The sequence below is a fragment of the Burkholderia sp. BDU5 genome, assembly GCF_001522845.1.
In the GTDB taxonomy this organism is placed as follows: domain Bacteria; phylum Pseudomonadota; class Gammaproteobacteria; order Burkholderiales; family Burkholderiaceae; genus Burkholderia; species Burkholderia mayonis.
Map to the genome: position 1 here is coordinate 1 of NZ_LOWC01000067.1, position 18,371 is coordinate 18,371.

Below are 18,371 nucleotides of genomic sequence, written 5' to 3' on the forward strand. Positions count from 1 at the left end.
CGCCGGCTTGCCGCCCCCGCCAACATGCGGACATTTCATTTGCTACAAAACCGGACATTTCTATTTGTCCGCGACAGCCCTTTTGTGAAAAATTCCACCGATACGAACGTGCTTGCCGACAATGCCCGCGCGACTAGGTGAAATCTCTAGCGCACGTGGCGGCAACGCCAGCGCACGTGTCAATCGCGCGAATTTTCTTCCGATGCCGCGTGCCTACGCTTCGTTCATCCGGCCGGCGAACGATCGCAACGATATCCGCGCTTCGACGTTTTCCGCTTCGCCCATCCATCGCAGGAGACATCATGTCAGGCCTTTCGAACGCATCGGCAACAAGTGCCGCCATCGGCGCCGACAGCGCGCGCCGGCAGTTCCGTCAGGGCGTCGCGCGGCCGGCGGGCTGACGCCGCGCCGCCGGCGAGGGCGTGCGGCTCAGCGCCGCTCCGCCGCGGCCAGTATCTGCGCGACCAGCGGATGATGCTGCCCGCGATGCGACCGGATCGCATGGATCTCCTCGGTCACGCCTTGCGCGCGCCCGAGCCGCCGCAACCCGCGCAGCAGCGCGACGTCGCCCGCGCCCGGCTCGCTCAGCGGAAACACGCCGAGGCCGCGCGCGGCGAACACGGCCATCAGCGCGCTGTCCTCGAACTCGCCGATGATCCGCGGCCGAATGCCGTGCGCGTCGAACCAGCGGTCGAGCCGCGAGCGCAGCGCCGCGTGCGCGGTCGGCAGCAGCACCGGCAAGTCGGCCAGGCACTGCGGAAAGCGACCGCGCGCCGCCGACGACACGATCGCCGCCGGCCCGTACCAGTCGACGGGCGACGCAACGATCTGCTCGCTCGTCAGCCGCAGGTTCGCGCGGCGCGGCGCCGGCTCGCCCGCGAGCACCAGATCGAGGCGATGCAGCGCGAGCTCGGCGAGCAGTTCCTCGTATTCGCCGTCGTGACACAGCAGCCGCAGCGACGGCGCCGTAAGCGCGGGCTCGAGCACGGCGTGCGCGGTGAGCTTCGAGATGCCGTCGGTGAGCCCGACCGCGAGCCGCGCGCCCTCGCCGCGCGCCGCTTCGCGCACCTCGTCCTCAATGCGCTGTCCGATCCGGAAGATCTCCTCGGCGCGCGCGAACGCGGCCTGCCCCGCGTCCGTCATCGTCACGCCGCGCCCCGCCGGCTTCAGCAACGGGTGCCCGATCGATTTTTCCAGCTCGCGCACCTGCGCGCTGATCGTCTGCACCGCCATGTCGAGCCGAGCGGCCGCGCGGGCGAAGCCGCCTTCCTTCACGACGACCCAGAAGTAATACAGATGGCGAAAGTTCAGCATCGCGCCCTCTTGCGTTGTCATCGAAGCTTCGTAAAAACCGAACTATAAATCAGTTTTCTACTGGTTTTTACGAAGCGAGAAAGCGCCGATCATCACGGCTTCGACATTCGATTGACGACCCGATTCGACAACCCTCATGGACTACCTGCTGACCCTCGCCGCCGATCCCGCTGTCTGGGCCGCGCTCGTGACGCTCGTCGCGATGGAAATCGTGCTCGGCATCGACAACCTGATCTTCATCTCGATCCTGAGCAACAAGCTGCCGGAAGCGCTGCGCGCGCGCACGCAGCGTCTCGGCATCGGCCTCGCGCTGATTCTCCGTCTCGCACTGCTCGGCACGGTCGCGTGGATCGCGCGGCTCACCGAACCGGTGTTCACGCTGTTCGACCATGCGTTCTCGTGGCGCGATCTGATCCTGATTTCGGGCGGCCTGTTCCTCGTGTGGAAGGCGACGAAGGAGATGCACCACCACGTGTCGAATGACGGCTCGGACGAAGCCTGCTCGACGAACGCCGTCGGCCTGACGATGTGGGCCGCCGTCAGTCAGATCCTCGTGCTCGACATCGTGTTCTCGATCGACAGCATCGTCACCGCGGTCGGCATGACGACGCACATCCCGATCATGTTCGTCGCGGTGATCGCGGCCGTCACGGCGATGCTGTTCGCGGCCGGCCCGCTGTCGCGCTTCATCGACCGCAATCCGGCGATCGTGGTGCTCGCGCTGAGCTTCCTGATGATGATCGGCACGACGCTGATCGCGGAAGGCTTCGGCGCGCACGTGCCGAAGGGCTACATCTACGCGGCGATGGCACTCTCCGCGTTCGTCGAAGGGATGAACATGCTGGCGCGGCGCGCGAAGGCGAAGCATGCGAAACGAATCGCCGCGGAGTGACGCGCCGCGGCGGGTTGTGAACCGTTGCGCGGTTCGGCTCGTTCGCGCCGCGCGATGCGAAACGTTGCGCGGTCCGGTTCGGCCGGACCGCGCGGCGGGAATCGAAGCGCGGCTCGTCCGCGCGCCCTCGAAAGGTGTGGGACGATGCAATGCCCTGTTTGCGTGACGCTCGATCTGTCGGTGACCGAACGGCAATCGATCGAAATCGACTACTGCCCGACGTGCCGCGGCGTATGGCTCGATCGAGGCGAACTCGACAAGCTGATCGTCCGGTCCGACGACGATGCGCTCGAGCGTCGGCGCGATGCGGCGCGCGGCGCGACCTGATCTAGAACGGGCAATCGGTAAACAGATTGAGCACCTGCGTGAAGAACGCCCTTGCCTGAGCGTCGTCACGTAAATCGAGTCCGGCCGAATCGCCGCCGTACACGCCGCTCGACTTCGGACGCGCATTTGCGTGGCGTCTCGCGTATTCGACCGCTTCGCCGAGATCTGCCCGAAACCGCTCGACGACGCCCGGCTGCGTCTGCGGCCCGGTCACGCACATATGCAGCGCGTCCGGATGCTGGAGTCCGTTGAAGCGCCAGCCGTGCTGCCGCATGCAGTCGTTCACGTGATAGATATCGAACGCATCCGACACGAATGCGAAGCAGAACGTCGGCCTGCCGAGCACGCGCAACTCCGGGATCGCATGAACGGCGGCCTGCATGTCGAATGCCGTGTCGAAAATCGGCAGCGCGCGGGCCAGATACCCTTCGCGCCCGAGGCTGCGCAACGCCGCCCACGTCGCGGCGATCAGGCCGCCCGAGCGGCTGCCGGCCAAACCGGGCGAGCCGTACACGCCGCCCGCCCAGTCGGTCATCAGGTAGTACTGGTAGCGGCGAAAGCTCGCGTCGCGCCACGCAAGCACCGAGCCGCCCTTCGGTCCATAGCCGTATTTGTGCGTATCGGCCGATATCGACGTGACGCCCGGCAAGCGGAAATCGAAAGCCGGAATGTCAGGATAACCAAGCGCCTCGCCCCAAGGCAGGATCCAGCCGCCGAGGCAGCCGTCGACGTGCAACCACACGCGCTTGTCGATCGCGATGTCCGATAGCGCGGCAATCGGATCGATCGTCCCGTACGGGTAATTGCACGCCGAGCCGATGATCATCACGGTGTCGGCGTCGATCGCATCGCGTACGAAATCGACGTCGACCCGCATCGTCTCCGGATCGATCGGCGCAACGACCACGTCGAAGCCGAACAGATGCGCGGCCTTGCGAAACGCCGGATGCGCGGACGCCGGCCAGATCATCCGCGGCCGCACGATTCCGCGCTCGGCGCGCGCTTTCTCGCGATAAGCGAGCGTCGCATTCAAAATGCTCTCCGTGCCGCCGAGGCTCAGCGCGCCGCATGCGCGATGCGCGCCGTCGTGCGCGGTCACCGCCTCGCCGTGCAACAATGCGACCGTCATCGCAACGATCTCGCTTTCCATCCGGTTCATGCTCGGACACAGGTCGCGCTGCAGCGCGTTGACGTGACTGAATAGTCCATACGCTTCGTTCAGGAACGCATAATGCTCGTGATCGCCGCAATACATCGTGCCCGAGCAGCGGCCGTGCTCCCATTTGCGGTCTTCGCGCGCGGCCATCGATTCCAGTTGCTCGAGCAGCCGCTCACGCGGCATCCCGTGTTCCGGAAAGCCATGCATCGCGCCGAATTCGGCGGCGTACGGGTAAAGCTGCTTGATGCCTTCTTCGAGATCCATGACGTTCTCCTGTGCGAGGCCGGCATCGACGCGCGAAGACTCGCCGACGTCGAGTGCAATTTCCATACTCGCGCATTGCCGTTCGAATTAAGGCTGCCTAATTAGCCGCTTCAAAATTTTCTGGACGCGCCATTCAATCACGCTATGCTTCGATTTACATCCTAATAACAATCGGAAAATGTCATGAAAAAATACGCATTGGCTTTCTTGTTGATGCTGTTTTCATCGATATCGGCAATGGCGGGGGCAATCATTCCGTCGGGCGGCACATTGGTCGCCGGACAATACGTGATGTCGAACAACGGCAATTTCGCATTCGGCATCGACGCGGTCACCGGCAAACTCTATTTCCATTACAAGTTCCCGACGCGGGCGTGGGGCGCGAGCTCGGCGTCGCAACTCTTCGGCACGCAACCGGAAGGCGCGCTCTACGTGGGCAAAGGCGATCGGCTCGTCATGCAGACCGACGGCAGGCTCGTGTTCTATTCCGGGAACGACGTCGTCTGGAGCAACTGGTATTTCGGACCCGCGCCGACCCCGGGCTCCTATGCGGTCGTCGAGGATTTCGGCGTCGTCGCGATCTATCCGCCGCAAGGCGGCTACCCGTCGTTCGTCTGGCCGTTCGCACACATCACGCCGAACGACGGCGCGGTCAACATGGTCGTCGGCTATCCGTTCGGGATGAATTTCCCGGTGCTCAACGGGCGTCAGTCGCTGCAGATCTTCAACAACGTCACCTATTACCTGTGGAACAAGAGCTTCACGTCGGACAGCGTCGCGATGCAGCCCGACGGCAATCTCGTCGTCTACGACAAGGGGCAGGCCGTCTGGTCGACGGGAACGTCGGGCAATCCGGGCGCCTACATGCTGTTGACGCCGGTCGGATTCGTGCTCGGCAAGCAATACAGCGGCATTCTCGCGAACGTGCCGTATCCGGTGTCCGTCGATCAATCGAGCCGCGCCAGCGGCCCGAACGATCCGAAGCCGAAGCCGGGCACGCCGCCGCCTCCGTCGCTCAATCTGCCGATCAACGCGAGCTGGAAGTGCTATTACGTCAAGGACTGGCTCGTGTGCTACGCACCCGGCTGAAGAACGTCCGATTGCGCATCGGCGGCTGCGCGCCGCCGGCGAAGCGGCCACGCGCGCCGCAAGCGACGGGCGACGCCGACGGCCGATCCGTTCGCTCGCCTAAGCGCGCTGCAAGGCGCGGAAAATCGGCCGATTGCGCTTGAACGCCTCGACGAATTGCGCCGACATCTCCGCGTAGATCGCCGCGTTCGCGCGATTCGGCTCATGGATGCTGCGAATCCGCACGCGTGCGCCGAACGCGTCGAAATCGAGCAAGCCGAGCCGCTGGAACGCGAGCAGCGCGGTTCCGACGCATGTCGTGTATTGCGGCTGCTCGACCCGATGAACCGGCGCGTTCAACACGTCCGCGACGATCTGCGACCACGCGTCCGATTCCGCGCCGCCGCCGTAGAACACGAAGTGCGAGAAGCGCCGTTTCGCGAACGCTTCGACGGGGCTGCGCAGCCAGCGCAGATTCATCGCGACGCCTTCGAGCACCGCGCGCGCGAGATGACTGCGTGTCGCATCAAGCCCGAGGTTGACGAAGCCGCCTCGCATCGACGCATCCGCGCACGGCGCGAGCGATCCCGCGAGCCACGGCATGAACATCACGCCGCCGCTGCCGGGCGGCGTCGCGTCGATCGCCATTTGCAGGCGTGCGAAGCAATCGTCGCGCGGCAGCGCGCCGAACGGATCGTCCGCATAGACCTGCTGCTCGATGAAGTGCTTCAACGCCGCGCCGCCGATGCCGTTTTCCGCCATCACGAAATACGTGTCCGGCACCGGGCTCGGCATGCTGAGAATCGCGTGACGGATATCGGTTCGCTTGAAGCGTACGTGCGCGATCATCACGCTCGAACTGCCGATCGACAGCGCCGCGTGCTCGCCCGCGAACGCGCGCGTGCCCATCCCGCCCGCTTGCGTGTCGTTCAGGCCCGCGACCACCAGCGTATCGCGCGACAAGCCGAGTTCGTTCGCGACGTCGGGCAGCACGCGGCCGACGATCGCGTCGACCGGCAGCAGTTCGGGGAGCTTGCCGGCGTCGATGCGCGAGTAATGGACGAGCCGCGGATCGTAGCGCGTCGCGTTCAGGCTGCGGTTGTCGATCGCGAGCGACATGAACGCCGTGCACTGGTTCGCGCACGCGCGTCCCGTGAAGCGCAGATTCAGATAGTCCATCGGCTCGAGAAACGTCGCGGTGTGCGCATAGACGTCGGGCTTCGCGTACTTCAGATAACGCATGTGCGTGAGCGAAATCCCGCCTTCGACGGGCGGCAGCCCATGCACGCGCAGCCAGCGCCACTGCCGAAGCAGCGAATCGGCCCGCTTCGGATAATTCGCCAGGTCGCGCATCGCGCGCGGCGCGCCGCGCCGGTCGAGCCAGAGCATCATGTTCGCGACGGGCGCGCCGTCGGCGCCGATCGGCACGATCGACGAATACTGGCTGCTGCATGCGATCGCGAGCACGTCGCGCGGCGCCACGCCCGACGCATGCAACGCGAGGCTGCACGCATGCTTGACCGCGCGCCAGACTTCGAGCGGGTCTTGCTCGGCTCCGCCGCCCGGCATGCGCAGCGTCGCGACCGAATCGTGCGCCGCCGCGACGACGCGCCCGGCGAGCGAAACAACTGCGGCCTTCGGGCCGCTCGTGCCAAGATCGATCGCCAGCACGCAGGGTTCCGCCATCGCGTCTCCTTTCGCCGGGACGTTGGGGTACATGTTTGAAGCATAGTCGATGGAGCGCCGCGAAAGGGTTTGGCGGCGGCGCTTGGGATGCTCGCGATGGGATGGACGCGCGCCCGAAAACGAGGCAACGGTGTGGACCGGTCAGCAGGACATTGGCAAGTACCGGGCAACAGCGGCATTGGGCGGTACGCGGACGATGACTCAACGGAGACGAATGTCCCGTTCGCGATCGTTGCGCATCTGGATTTTCTTTATACCTCGAAACGCCTTTTGCCGGGAATTTTCCTTTGCCGCGTTCGCCATCTCCACACCGGCGGCCCGGCGATCAGATCGCAAATCGCTCGACGACCGTCGCGTGTTCGTGACTGCCCCCTACGCTCGATCGATAGATATGCACGAACGTGAGGCAATCTCCGATTCGATAGGCAGTCGAATGGATTTCGGCGGAATCAAACAGAAACAGCGGCCGGTCGATCTCGATCTCGATGCCGCCGAGGGGAGCGGCCAGCCCGGCCTGCAACTCACGGCGCTCCGCCGGCTTTGCCTCGAGGATCATCGCCTCGCGGGCGCTCGCGGCATTCGCGACGACTTCTATGTATGACCACTGGTCCGCCGCTTCGGAATCGTGCCGGCAGATCCGGATGGCACGCGTCGCCGTGGCGATCGCCGATGCCGCCGACAATGCACCCAGCGTCTTGCGCAGCGGCCGCTCCACTGCGTCATTCGAGATCTCGTCGGGGAGGAACATGTCCAGCACCGCCCCCTCGACGCGAACCGGCATCGCGCCCAAGTCGCTGCCGTGCTCGATCGCGAGCGGCCGCATCGCGCACTGCAGATGCGCGAAGCGCTCGTCGCCGTTCATGAACTGGACGTCGCCGAGCAACAAATGACGCTTCTGGCGTACCGATATCGTGCAATGCACCAGGAACTCGTCGGCCGAGAAGAAACCGAAGGGCCGTTCATAACGGATGCTCTGCCGCACGACGACGACGCCGAATCCGAATTCCCGAATGAGTTGCGGAAAGGGGCGCAGGTGATCCTTCAGCCATTGCGCCCAAACTCTCATCGTGCACGCCAGCACGCTTCGCGGCAGCAACTGGCGAGAATCGAAGAGACTCGTATCGTTGAGAACCTGCAGGGTGGAATAGCGCGCCATTTTTCATCCCGTCGTCCGGCCCGCCGCGCGGGCAACCGCAAGCAAGCCCATATTGACCTCCAGCACGTCCTGCGAACCGGCGCCGGAGATCAATCCGCAGAAATCGCGAAGATACCGCTCGAACTGATTCGCATGCGCATAGCCGCGCGCGCCGGTGAGCCGAATAGAGTCGAGCGCGACGGCAATCGCATGCTCGGTGATCTCGTGCTTGGCCGCCGACACGATCTCCTCGAGATGATTGTTCGCCGCGTTCTGATCCAGCCAGTCCAGCGCGGGATCGACGAGCGCTTTCGAAATGTGAACCTTCATCTGCATCCGGCCGAGCCGGGCCTGAATCAGTTGCATGCTCGTCAGCGGCGCGCCGTGCCGGACAGTCTCCGACAACATCTTTACGCACTCGTCCACGATACGCTGCATGCGCCCGATTGGCGCGCAACACAGAATGCCGCGGCGCGGATTCAGAAAATTCTGCACGTGATCCAGGCCGTTCTCAGCGAGCAGCAACTGTTCCTTGGGCACGCGCACGGAATCGAAGCGAACCGCGGCAAGGCCGCTCGCGCGCAGGCCCATCGTCTCGATCGGCTGCACGTGAACGCCCGGCGCATCCCGGTCGATCATGACGACCGCCATGTCGTCGGTGGCTTCGTTCATCACATACGTCATGTAGCTGTCGGCCATCGCACCGGCTGTCACCATGACCTTGGCGCCGTTCACCAGGTAGTCGCCGTGATGTGCGCGCAGCGTGCTCTTCATGCTGAACGCGTCCGCCTCTTCCGTATAGGCGAACGCGGCGAGCCGCTCTCCGGTGCAGACAGGCGCGACATAGCGCTCGATCAGCCCGGCATTGCCGCTCGTAACGAGCATGTTGGCCACGGACTGAAACAGGCTGATGTTCAACGCGAACGACGCGTCGTCGCACAGATAGCCCACACGTTCGAGTGCGTGCCCCCAACCCAGCAGCGACATGCCGAGGCCGCCGACGTGACGCGGCAACGACGCTCCGAGCAATCCGCGGCGGGCCGCCTCGGTCATCACCTCGCGCCGGAGCGTCGCGCCGTCCCTGTCCAGTTGTCCGGCCTCGTTCGACACCTTGTCGAGCAGATCGCCGGAGAACCGGTCGACCCAGCGGCTCGCCGCATCGCGCGTCGCGTCCTCGGGCGGCGGCAGTTCGAAGAGCCCGTCCGCGTGCCGCAACAAAGGCCTGCCCGGAGCGATCACGTCCAATTGAGGGGCGAGCATGCGCGTCAACCTCCCGCGATCGCGGTCAGGATCTCCAGCCTGTCCTCCTGCTTCAGGCATTGGCCGACTTGTTCAGGCGAAATCTGATGGCCGTTCAGAAACATGCGGTGCACCTTGCGAGGATGACCGGCCGAATCCAGCAGCACGTTGCCCATCGCGGGGAAGCGTCCCACCAGCAGTTGGATGGCCTCCTGAACCGTTTCCGCGGCCAGCGAGTGCTCACGCTGATATTGCGCGTATTTCTGCAGCACACCTGACAGTACGATATTCATGGCGAGTCCTCCGGATGGGGTCATGCTCGAACTATGACAAAGCGATGCGAAACGGCGCCGATGTGCTTGCTCATCCGCCTGCGACCGTTCTTGCCGGGGTCAGGCGCCGGAACACCGCCTCGGCGAAATGGTCGGAATCGCGCTTCAGCGGGTGGAAATGCGGCGACAGGTATGCACGAGCGTACGTAAGCATGAACTGTGCGAAACGCTCGTCGACAAACATGAAGCGAAACCACTGGGCATACGTGGATGGCCGCAACAGATCCGAAGACTGTGCGGCGAACCAGAAAGTGGTCGCGAACAGCACCCCGGTATAGAGCGCGAACGCGAGAACGCCGACGGCGATCCGGGTGACGTAGCCCACGCCGGCCGCGTCCGCGACGTCGTGGATCACGGCGCGATGTTCGATTTCCTCGGCGAAATGCCAGCTCAGCAGCAGGCCAAGTTCGCGGTTCGCCCGCGCGAAGTAATCCGGCCGACGCAGGCACATCTCGCCCATCAGCGTATTGAGATGCTCGAGCGCCGCGATCAACGCGATGCGCAGTTTCCGGCCGAGAAGCGGAAACAGGAACCGAAACACGAGAAAGCTCTCGACCTTGTGAAAGCCGCGGTACCGGAGGCCGACACGATCCAGATAATCGCAGGCCTTCCGGTGCTGGACTCCGTGCGAGGCTTCCTGCCCCAGCCATGATTTGAGTTGGCGCAGCAGATGCTCGTCGCGTATCACGGGCAGATAATCGCGCGCAATGGCGACGAACTCGAATTCGTCGCACAGCAGCATCGTGTACGCGTTGAACAGCGCCGTGCGGAATCGATCGCCGCCGAACCACAGGCGGCCTTCGACGACATCGAAACGCGGTCGAACCCGGCGAACCGGAATGACTCTGTCAGGTTGTGGGCACATGGCGATTATCGGGCGGCCGCTGCGGCGACCGGCTCCCTCACTCGGAAGGTTGGTTACAGGATGTAGTAGTCCTTCATGACCTCGTGGCTCCAGGCTGGCTGGCTGACCCTTCCGATCGGTCCGAACTCCTCCAGGTACGGCTTGATGTCCAGCACGGGCGTGCCGTCGACGGCATCGAGGCCCCTCACGCGTAAGGTTCGGCCTTCGACCGACAGCAACTGGCAGCGGGATACGCCGATCAGGTTCGGACGCCCTTTCGCGCGTTGCGCGAGAATCCCGATCTTCGGCCAATCGGCGCGCCCGCGCGGATGCCGCGCGCCCCGCTCGATCTCCTGCGAAGGCACCTTATTCAAGTGATAGACCACCTCGATGTGACTAAACGTATCGAGCCCCATCAGCGCATCGTCCGACAGCGCCGGCGAACCGATCGTGATCGTTGACTCGATCGCCCCCCAGTGATCGTCGATCAACTCGACACGCGGCGACGCCACCCTGCCGATCGGAACCATGGTGATTTGACTAGCCGACACTGAATACCTCCTCGTCTTCAACGCGGATGACTTGAACAAACACGGTGGAGAAACCGCACCCGAGCGCGGCGGCCAAGGTCGACCGCACCGCGGCCGCGATGCCCTGCACTCGCGCGGCGGAATGACTGCGGCGGCAGAAGATCCTGACAATCGGCCCCCCCCCCGGCTCTCGGTTCCAGTCCGCACGCCAGGCCAGTGCGGGATCGATGGGATGCCAGAACGCCCAGACTTTGTCGCGCGGGATGTCGGATACGGCGCACACAGCTTCGCAGACCTGCTGCAGAAGCGATGACACGCCGTCTCCAGTGTGTCGATGCAGGATGTGAATGACAGGCATGGTCGGCTCGGAAATCGTCTTATCGAGCGTGTGCTTCGATGAAGCAGGTCCGGACGGGCACCGTGTAGCCCCGGTCGTCACGGCGCACGCCGATCGCATCGAGCGTCGCCTGAGGCGTCCCGTCGAGCAGCGCGACCATCGCCGCGTGCGCGGCGTCGCCGGAGTTGGCGATGTCGCACCAGCGCGCGAGACCGACCCCGCCCGGGCGTTCGGTGAGGTCGCGCTCCAGCGTCTCGATGCGCAGCCCCGCGTTCTCGAGCAGTTCGCGCCAGCGCGCAATGGTATAGCTGCGGATGTGGGTCGGATCGTGGAGCACCTCCAACTGATGGTTCACGCCGTCGCATTCGGGATCGTCGTCGCCTTGCAGATCGATGATGACGACGCTGCCGTTGGGCCGGAGAATGCGCCGGAATTCGGCGAGGGCCCGAGCAATGTCGTGGAAGTGATGCGCGGCCAACCGGCAAACCACAAAGTCGAAGCCACGATCGGGCAGCGGCATCGATTCGGCGTACGCCTCGACCGCGCGGACTGGCGCCCCTCTGGCCTGACCCAGCGCGACGAAGTTGCGCAGCATGTTGGGCGACGGATCGACGCCGCACATCAATTTCGCGCGCCCCAGAAACGCGAACGCCGAATGGCCGGCGGCGCACGCGACGTCACAGACGTCCAGGTCCGTCCGCCCGTTGCTGAGCGAACGCAGCATCGTGAGAGAAGGACTGGTCTCGTGAACCTCGCTGCTTGCGTAGTTGTCAGCAATCGCATCGAATCTTGCGCTCGCGTGCGTAGACGACATGGGTGTGGCTCCCGTTTATCCGATCAAGACAACTTGACAAGGCCTTCGTCGCGCGCCGCCGACCGATGATGTTTCGCTCCGGCGGAAACGCTGCCCGGCATTGCAAATCCGGCGTATCACTTCGCACACAGACTAAATTAAATCGCCGCCGCGCAGACAGTTCGTTTTGTCTCAGAAAGATGCCAATTTGTCTCACGCATGCATTGCGTGAATCTCGTACAAAACCGGTCGCAGCAATCCGCTCGAAAAGATAGCATCCGCGATCAATGCCTTTGATCATTTACGCACGATCAATTTTTCCATTTGACTTTCGACCTCGCTTCATCCAATGCGCCCGATCCCAATACCGCACCGTCATAAGAGGTTCGCCATATTATTTTTCTCGCCCGAGCGGCGCACGCCCCCCGCCGACAGCCGACATCTCGTCAAGCCGCGCATGCAGGCGCGGCGGGGCCGGATCATGTCGAGCCACCCGTAATCGGAAATGCGGCATCGCTGCGATGCGCCGGCGCCGTCGTACGCGCCGCGCCTCGAATTCAATCAATATGATTTCGCTCCGATTTCGCTGACGATCGACGGATTGCCGAGTGAGACAAATCCACATCTTTCTGAGACAAAACGAGCTAACACGTAACGACGACTTTACTTAGTCTATCCATCAGGAATAAATCGATTAACGAAACCCCCAATAAATAGGGTTGACTCAACTCGTAAAATATATTAGGTGATTCAAAAAATGCTCGCGCCGCGACTCGCGTACCGCACGGGGAATACATGCTCCCGCTCGGCACTCGGCGGACCAAGTTCGACGAAATCAAATATTTCGGATTATTAAATATGCAGAGCCATCAATCCGCTTTGGTGAGATCTCGCGATATCGCCCCTCATGCACCGGATCTCCCGCAGGCGCAGGCCGTCCTGCAAGCGGGAGACGCCGCTCCCGACTTCTCCCTGCCTGCCTCCCGGGCGGGCCGCCCTCTGCACTACGCTCTGAAGGACGCGCTGCGCAAAGGCGCCGTGGTGGTCTATTTCTACCCGTCCGCCTTCACGAGCGGATGTAACGCTCAGGCGCACGCGTTCGCCCGCGACGTCGACCAGTTCGCCTGCGCGGGCGCCTCAATCGTCGGTGTGTCCCTAGACAGCATCGAACGACTGCATGCGTTCTCGGCCGATCCCCGGTACTGCGGAGGCAGGTTTCCTGTCGCCTCAGATGCACAAGGCCGGGTGGCCCGCGCTTTCGGCCTGGCCGTCGAACCCGCCCCACCCGGCAAAACCGACACGCGCGGCGAGCCCAACGACCATGACCGCGTGCCGCGCACGACTTTCGTCATCGCCCCGCACGGCAAGGTGGCCGCCACGATCGCGGGCGCAAGCGCGGTCGAGCATGTGGAACAGGCGCTCGCGTGGGTTCGACGCTTGTCGGCGGACAACACGAATGCGCGCTGAAGAAGCCGCCGGGCGACGCTCCCCGCCGTCGATCCGGACAGTGCGGGGCGACGGCCCCGTTCCATCACACAGTCGTCGTGCGACAACAATCAACTGAGAGGCCTCAATGAACGTCAGAGCGTGTGACTTTCCGGAGACGATCGAATACGAACCCAATCTGGGCGCGCTTCTCGACCGTCACCCGGAACTGCAGATCGAACGGGACGACTACAACATCAACGTCACCGCGAACTACGGCGAGCGCCTCGAGCCCGATGCGCTGTTCGAGCGCTACAAGCAACATCCCGGGCAGGGCAGACCCGCACATCTGTACTATCACTTTCCGCTGTGCGAATACATCTGTCACTTCTGCAACTACGTCAAGCAGCTTGCCTCGCCGACATCGCGCGGCGCCCAGCTCGATCGTTGGACGGATGCGTTGATTAAGGAGTCCACGCTGTACGCCCAGCAGGTTCCGTGGGTCACCGGCGCGCTGATCGAATCCTTCTATATCGGTGGCGGCACAGCCGCTGTCCTCACTCCGGCGCATCTGAAACGCATTCTCGATCACGTCCGGTCGACGTTCCACGTGACGCCGGAATGCGAGCTGAACATCGAAGGCAATCCGGATAATTTCTGCGACATCGACAAGGTCCGAGCGCTCGGCGACATCGGGTTCAATCGCTTCAGCGTCGGCGTGCAATCCTTCACGCCGGAGGTGAACCAGTTCACCAATCGCGGCCATACGCCGGACATGTCGCGCCAGGCGATCCTCAACCTGCGCAGTACCGGATTCCCATTCAACGTCGACATGATGTTTGGCCTTCCGCATCAGACGCCTGAGACGGTCTCGGAGGACCTGCGCACGCTCGTCGAACTCAGGGTCCCGACCATCACGATCTATCGGCTGCGCAACGCGGATCGCCAGTCAATGGGGATCGGCAACCGGGCAGTGTGGAACGTGCCGAAGGTTCGCAACAGGCTCGTCGAGCAAGGCCTGTTTCCGACGCTGGGGGCGACTTACGAGATGCGCGAGCGGGCGGTCGAGCATCTCGTGCGAAACGGCTATCAACCGAGCCCATGCGGATGGTGGAGCCTGCCCGGCACGTATCGCGAAGGCAACATCCCTCGCGTGTCCCGCAACAAGTGGCAGCGCTTCGATACCATGCTGGCGTTCGGCCCCGGCGCATACGGCTGGCTCGCGGGCGCCGACCGGAGCGTGATCCAGACGCATAACAGCTCCGACATCAGCGGCTATCTCCATCACATGGAATCGAGCGACACGCCGCCGCTCGCCTTCGGGCGTCTGCTTACCGGCAATCAGGCCGTCGGCACCGCGCTCGGTTTCGCGTACAAATCCCGTCAGCCGATCGAGATCGACCGCTTCAAGCGCGAGTATGGCGTGGATCTCGTCGAGGACGAGCCTTTCAAGACCGTCTTTTCGGAACTCCTGTCCAAGGGACTGATCCGGTCGACCGACAACGGCAATGCATTCCTGCCCACATTGAACGGAGAAGCACTGCACGAGGAAATCATCTCGGTCTACCTGCACGAGCGCATCGGTTCATTCACCACGGCGGTCTGCAACAAGGTGGCCTGAACGCCGACCTCCGCACGCCGGTAATCCGTCCGGCCGGACGGCCGATCGCGAGCGAGTCGCATCGGCCGCCCAGCCGATTCGCGCGTAACGCGGCCGCGCGGTCGGGAAACGCCGCCTGACGATCGGACTCAGCGCCGACATTCCGTGCCCATGATCGTGACAACATCCAACGAACCGCGCATTCGCCGTCACTCCCCGTTCGTCGCCGCGCTGCGGACTCCACTTGCCGGCGTGTGGGTCGGCATCCGTTTTCTGCTCATTCCGTTGCTCTGGCTGCGCTACCGCACGGGCAGCCGGATGGATTGGGCGTTCTCGGTGGACGCCTTCATGAAGCGATCGCTGTATCCGCTCACCGAGACACCGGACGATGCGCTGAAGCGCGACCTGGAACTTCCCGCGTCAGTCCAAAGCCGGTACGACATCGCCGACCCGGCCGACGGCGAAACCGATGCGGCGCCTCCTCCGCGCTCCGAAAACGGATGGGCGAGCCTCGGCCATCATCCGATCGATCTCGCGCGATTCGCGAACGGCCGGCCGCTGCTGCTCATTCTGTATCGAGGCAATTGGTGCCCCTACTCCAGGCTTCATCTCGCCGATCTTTCAACGGTGGCCCATCGCCTGGAAACCCTCGGCGTTGCCGTTCTGGCCGTCAGCGCCCGCCGTCACGACGACTGGTGGCGCGCAAAGGGCATCTCGCTCGCATTCGCCGCGGATCCGGACGGCGACTTGTTTCACGCGATGGGCGTTCGCATCGCCCCGCCGCTGTCGCATCGCGTGTGGGGCATGCTGCTGCCGCACGAGAGCGGCTTCCTGTTCGACCGGCACGGGAATCTCGTGGCCGCGGACGTGCGGCGACTCAATCCGACGAAAACCAAGCAGACGTTCCTCTCGGCGACACGATGGCTCGCACTCGCGCACGAGCTCGCCGACGCGGAGCGGATTGCGCGGCACAACTTCTGAACCGACCACGATCGTCCATCGAAATGCATCCGACCGCCGTCGTCTTGGGTACGCTTGCGAGCTTGCTCGCAGGCTTCTGCGCATTCGCCCTCCGCAGAAGCCGGATGCGTTCGCCGGACCGACAGCCGGCACTGCCGGCGCGCCTCGAATCGCTGTGCGTCGGCGACACCGTCCGCACATTCCTGCGTGTCACGCCGCCGTCCCTGCCTCCGAATGCGCCGCTCGTCATCGTCTTCCATGGCGGCTCCGGTACGCCGGAACAGATCCGGAAATACACGGCGTTCGAATTCGATGCGCTAGCCGACGCAAACGGCTTTGCGCTCGCCTATCCGCGCGGCGTCGGCGGCAACTGGAATACCTGCCAGAAAGGGCGCAAGAACGCGGCGACGCGACGCAACGTCGACGACGTCAGCTTCACGCGAGAAATAATCGCGTGGTTTGAATCTGTTTGCGGGATCGATCGATCTAGCGTCTTCGTTGTCGGATTTTCGAACGGCGGGCACATGTGCTTCCGCCTCGCACTCGAAATGACGGACGACCTCGCAGGCTTTGCCGCGATTGCGGCCAATCGGCCCGCGCCGGCCGATTGCAGACACGCGGGCAGGCGCGTGGCGGTGCCGATGATGACGATCAGCGGCACGGCGGATCCAATCAATCCGTACCAAGGCGGAGAACTCTCACCGTACGGCCTGCGTGCGCTCGGTCCTGTACTGTCCGCCGAGGAAACCGCGCGCTCATTCGCCCGCCCGGACGCCGCGCACCATCGCGACGAAGCGGACGGCCTATTTCCCCGGGATCGCAAGACCCGCGCGGTGCGAGATGCGTGGGGCGACGAGAACGTACTGATCACGATTCACGGCGGCGGACACACGATTCCCCAGCCGCGCTATGTGTTCCCGCGCCTGTTCGGCAGAACCAGCACTGCGGTCGACACGCCGCTTGAAATCTGGCACTTCTTCCGCATGATCGCAGCGAACCGCGCGCGCGCGGCCGCGCCGAAGCAAAGGTCGATGCAGTCCGGCTGACCCGCGCGATTCCGTCGCCGCGGCCTCGCGGGGGCAGCGAACCGGTGCCGGCCGTTGCATCGAACGTCCCGGTGCGTGGAGCTGGCTCAACGCTAAACATTGCTGACGAGACGGAGTATCTTATGCTGTCCAATAATGAGATCAAGCGCTACAGCAGGCACCTCATCATGCCCGAGATAGGAATGGATGGGCAGCGCCGCTTGAAGGCGGCCAGCGTACTCTGCGTCGGCACGGGCGGTCTGGGATCGCCGCTCGCCACTTATCTGGCGGCGGCGGGCGTCGGACGTCTCGGCCTTGTCGACAGCGACGTCGTGGACGTCAGCAATCTGCAGCGACAGATCCTCCATCACACGTGCGACGTCGGCCGCAGAAAAGTGATATCGGCGAAGGAAAAGCTGAACGCGCAGAACCCTGAAATCGAGATCGTCGTTCACGACGCAATGCTGACTCCAGACAACGCGCTGGACATCTGCACGGACTACGACATCATCGCCGACGGTAGCGACAACTTCCCCACGCGCTACCTGATCAACGACGCCTGCGTACTGCTCGACAAGCCGAACGTCCATGCGAGCATCTTCCGGTTCGACGGGCAGGCGACGGTATTCCACGCGAAGCACGGCCCTTGCTATCGATGCCTGTTCGCCGAGGCGCCCCTCCCCGGCGAAGTCCCCAACTGCGCCGAGGGCGGGGTGCTCGGCGTACTGCCCGGCCTGCTCGGCGTCGTTCAGGCAACGGAGGTCATCAAATTGATCCTGGGCATCGGAACGCCGCTCATCGGAAGACTGCTGACGTTCGACGCGCTGAGCATGCGCACGCACGAACTGCGGCTAGACAAGGATCCGGATTGCCCGATCTGCGGCGCCCGCCCCATCATTCGCGACCTGGTGCGCGAGCAGGCCGCTCAGCCCGCTTGCGGAACGCCGCCTCCCGAGACCGCGGAAATCGGGGTGGCGGAATTGCAATCGATGCTGAGCGATCCATCGATCAAATTGACACTGCTCGACGTGCGCGATCCGAACGAGTGGGAAATCTGCCGGATCGAAGGCGCAAAGCACATCCCAATGAGTGTTCTGAGCGAGCGCCTGCACGAGGTCGATCCCGCCGCGGACATCATCGTCTATTGCCTCGCGGGCAAGCGCAGCGGCACGGCCGTCGCGCTCCTGCGCCAGGCCGGCTTCGGGAACGTGCGAAGCCTGTCAGGCGGCATCCGCGCCTGGGCGGCTTCCGTCGATCCCGCGATGCCGATTTATTGATCGCGGCGCTCTAACGTGCCGTTTCGATGAACCATGGGAGAGCAAATGGAAAAGCAATCCAGGAAGTCGGCACGATCCGGCACGCTCGCCAACGTCCCCGCCGCCCACATCGACGACGTCCCGCTTTCGAGAGAATCCGCTCGTCCGCCGGCACGGCATGCGTT

At 63.9% G+C, this 18,371-nt stretch carries 17 protein-coding genes and 1 pseudogene; 8 read left to right on the top strand and 10 right to left on the bottom strand.

Features of this window, described 5'->3' with window-relative positions; genetic code table 11:
• Window positions 1–429 precede the first annotated feature (429 nt).
• Window positions 430–1,314 (bottom strand): LysR family transcriptional regulator, encoded by an 885-nt coding sequence (locus WS69_RS12250; protein WP_059471037.1) that lies wholly within the window; start codon window positions 1,312–1,314, stop codon window positions 430–432.
• A gap of 136 nt (window positions 1,315–1,450) precedes the next feature.
• Here WS69_RS12250 and WS69_RS12255 point away from each other — a divergent pair, with 136 nt between their 5' ends.
• Window positions 1,451–2,206: a TerC family protein gene (locus WS69_RS12255; protein ID WP_059471038.1), complete on the top strand. Its 756-nt coding sequence runs from the start codon at window positions 1,451–1,453 to the stop codon at window positions 2,204–2,206.
• A gap of 144 nt (window positions 2,207–2,350) precedes the next feature.
• Window positions 2,351–2,527: pseudogene (locus WS69_RS12260) on the top strand (zf-TFIIB domain-containing protein); the annotation flags it as partial.
• Window positions 2,528–2,534: 7 nt separating this feature from the next.
• On the opposite strand, the gene WS69_RS12265 reads toward WS69_RS12260, so the two are convergent.
• Window positions 2,535–3,956 carry a pyridoxal phosphate-dependent decarboxylase family protein gene (locus WS69_RS12265; protein WP_059471147.1) on the bottom strand — a complete coding sequence of 474 codons (1,422 nt, stop codon included), beginning with the start codon at window positions 3,954–3,956 and terminating at the stop codon, window positions 2,535–2,537.
• A 183-nt stretch (window positions 3,957–4,139) separates the two neighbouring features.
• On the opposite strand from WS69_RS12265, the gene WS69_RS12270 reads away from it, so the two are divergent.
• Window positions 4,140–5,045, top strand: coding sequence for a hypothetical protein (locus WS69_RS12270; RefSeq protein WP_059471040.1), 906 nt, complete (start codon window positions 4,140–4,142; stop codon window positions 5,043–5,045).
• Window positions 5,046–5,144: 99 nt separating this feature from the next.
• Here the strand turns inward: WS69_RS12270 and WS69_RS12275 are convergent, their stop codons facing one another.
• The 8 genes from WS69_RS12275 to WS69_RS12310 form a co-directional block, all read right to left on the bottom strand.
• Window positions 5,145–6,710 carry a xylulokinase gene (locus tag WS69_RS12275; RefSeq protein WP_059471148.1) on the bottom strand — a complete coding sequence of 522 codons (1,566 nt, stop codon included), beginning with the start codon at window positions 6,708–6,710 and terminating at the stop codon, window positions 5,145–5,147.
• A 325-nt stretch (window positions 6,711–7,035) separates the two neighbouring features.
• The gene (locus tag WS69_RS12280; protein WP_059471041.1) at window positions 7,036–7,866 is read right to left on the bottom strand and encodes a hypothetical protein; all 831 of its coding nucleotides are present in this window, start codon (window positions 7,864–7,866) and stop codon (window positions 7,036–7,038) included.
• A gap of 3 nt (window positions 7,867–7,869) precedes the next feature.
• Window positions 7,870–9,105 (bottom strand): acyl-CoA dehydrogenase family protein, encoded by a 1,236-nt coding sequence (locus WS69_RS12285; protein WP_059471042.1) that lies wholly within the window; start codon window positions 9,103–9,105, stop codon window positions 7,870–7,872.
• 5 nt (window positions 9,106–9,110) lie between these two features.
• Window positions 9,111–9,377, bottom strand: a complete 267-nt coding sequence (locus WS69_RS12290; RefSeq protein WP_226382890.1) for a MoaD/ThiS family protein — start codon at window positions 9,375–9,377, stop codon at window positions 9,111–9,113.
• Between the two features lie 70 nt (window positions 9,378–9,447).
• Window positions 9,448–10,281: a metal-dependent hydrolase gene (locus WS69_RS12295; protein ID WP_059471043.1), complete on the bottom strand. Its 834-nt coding sequence runs from the start codon at window positions 10,279–10,281 to the stop codon at window positions 9,448–9,450.
• A 53-nt stretch (window positions 10,282–10,334) separates the two neighbouring features.
• Window positions 10,335–10,790 carry an SAM-dependent methyltransferase gene (locus tag WS69_RS12300; protein WP_059471044.1) on the bottom strand — a complete coding sequence of 152 codons (456 nt, stop codon included), beginning with the start codon at window positions 10,788–10,790 and terminating at the stop codon, window positions 10,335–10,337.
• Window positions 10,791–10,800: 10 nt separating this feature from the next.
• Window positions 10,801–11,148, bottom strand: a complete 348-nt coding sequence (locus tag WS69_RS12305) for a hypothetical protein (protein ID WP_059471045.1) — start codon at window positions 11,146–11,148, stop codon at window positions 10,801–10,803.
• Between the two features lie 19 nt (window positions 11,149–11,167).
• Entirely contained in the window at window positions 11,168–11,941 is a 774-nt protein-coding gene (locus WS69_RS12310; RefSeq protein ID WP_082716149.1) for a class I SAM-dependent methyltransferase, read from the bottom strand.
• Window positions 11,942–12,778: 837 nt separating this feature from the next.
• Between WS69_RS12310 and WS69_RS12315 the strand changes: the two genes are divergently transcribed.
• The 5 genes from WS69_RS12315 (at window position 12,779) to moeB (ending at window position 18,207) form a co-directional block, all read left to right on the top strand.
• On the top strand, window positions 12,779–13,387 hold the full coding sequence (locus tag WS69_RS12315; RefSeq protein ID WP_059471047.1) for a peroxiredoxin: 609 nt from the start codon (window positions 12,779–12,781) through the stop codon (window positions 13,385–13,387).
• Window positions 13,388–13,493: 106 nt separating this feature from the next.
• Entirely contained in the window at window positions 13,494–14,966 is a 1,473-nt protein-coding gene (locus tag WS69_RS12320; RefSeq protein ID WP_059471048.1) for a coproporphyrinogen-III oxidase family protein, read from the top strand.
• A 150-nt stretch (window positions 14,967–15,116) separates the two neighbouring features.
• Window positions 15,117–15,926 (top strand): redoxin domain-containing protein, encoded by an 810-nt coding sequence (locus tag WS69_RS12325; RefSeq protein ID WP_059471049.1) that lies wholly within the window; start codon window positions 15,117–15,119, stop codon window positions 15,924–15,926.
• A 104-nt stretch (window positions 15,927–16,030) separates the two neighbouring features.
• On the top strand, window positions 16,031–16,951 hold the full coding sequence (locus WS69_RS35285; RefSeq protein WP_059471150.1) for an alpha/beta hydrolase family esterase: 921 nt from the start codon (window positions 16,031–16,033) through the stop codon (window positions 16,949–16,951).
• Between the two features lie 122 nt (window positions 16,952–17,073).
• Window positions 17,074–18,207, top strand: coding sequence for a molybdopterin-synthase adenylyltransferase MoeB (gene moeB / locus WS69_RS12335; RefSeq protein WP_059471050.1), 1,134 nt, complete (start codon window positions 17,074–17,076; stop codon window positions 18,205–18,207).
• Window positions 18,208–18,371: the final 164 nt, after the last annotated feature.

Bases quoted from the DNA above. Each gene is read 5' to 3' on its own strand.
- WS69_RS12255 (WP_059471038.1), top strand. From the start codon at position 1,451: ATGGACTACCTGCTGACCCTCGCCGCCGATCCCGCTGTCTGGGCCGCG.
- WS69_RS12315 (WP_059471047.1), top strand. From the start codon at position 12,779: ATGCAGAGCCATCAATCCGCTTTGGTGAGATCTCGCGATATCGCCCCT.
- WS69_RS12320 (WP_059471048.1), top strand. From the start codon at position 13,494: ATGAACGTCAGAGCGTGTGACTTTCCGGAGACGATCGAATACGAACCC.
- WS69_RS12325 (WP_059471049.1), top strand. From the start codon at position 15,117: ATGATCGTGACAACATCCAACGAACCGCGCATTCGCCGTCACTCCCCG.
- moeB (WP_059471050.1), top strand. From the start codon at position 17,074: ATGCTGTCCAATAATGAGATCAAGCGCTACAGCAGGCACCTCATCATG.
- WS69_RS12310 (WP_082716149.1), bottom strand. From the start codon at position 11,941: ATGTCGTCTACGCACGCGAGCGCAAGATTCGATGCGATTGCTGACAAC.
- WS69_RS12275 (WP_059471148.1), bottom strand. From the start codon at position 6,710: ATGGCGGAACCCTGCGTGCTGGCGATCGATCTTGGCACGAGCGGCCCG.
- WS69_RS12295 (WP_059471043.1), bottom strand. From the start codon at position 10,281: ATGTGCCCACAACCTGACAGAGTCATTCCGGTTCGCCGGGTTCGACCG.
- WS69_RS12285 (WP_059471042.1), bottom strand. From the start codon at position 9,105: ATGCTCGCCCCTCAATTGGACGTGATCGCTCCGGGCAGGCCTTTGTTG.
- WS69_RS12290 (WP_226382890.1), bottom strand. From the start codon at position 9,377: ATGAATATCGTACTGTCAGGTGTGCTGCAGAAATACGCGCAATATCAG.
- WS69_RS12300 (WP_059471044.1), bottom strand. From the start codon at position 10,790: ATGGTTCCGATCGGCAGGGTGGCGTCGCCGCGTGTCGAGTTGATCGAC.
- WS69_RS12250 (WP_059471037.1), bottom strand. From the start codon at position 1,314: ATGCTGAACTTTCGCCATCTGTATTACTTCTGGGTCGTCGTGAAGGAA.
- WS69_RS12305 (WP_059471045.1), bottom strand. From the start codon at position 11,148: ATGCCTGTCATTCACATCCTGCATCGACACACTGGAGACGGCGTGTCA.
- WS69_RS12265 (WP_059471147.1), bottom strand. From the start codon at position 3,956: ATGGATCTCGAAGAAGGCATCAAGCAGCTTTACCCGTACGCCGCCGAA.
- WS69_RS12270 (WP_059471040.1), top strand. From the start codon at position 4,140: ATGAAAAAATACGCATTGGCTTTCTTGTTGATGCTGTTTTCATCGATA.
- WS69_RS12280 (WP_059471041.1), bottom strand. From the start codon at position 7,866: ATGGCGCGCTATTCCACCCTGCAGGTTCTCAACGATACGAGTCTCTTC.
- WS69_RS35285 (WP_059471150.1), top strand. From the start codon at position 16,031: ATGCGTTCGCCGGACCGACAGCCGGCACTGCCGGCGCGCCTCGAATCG.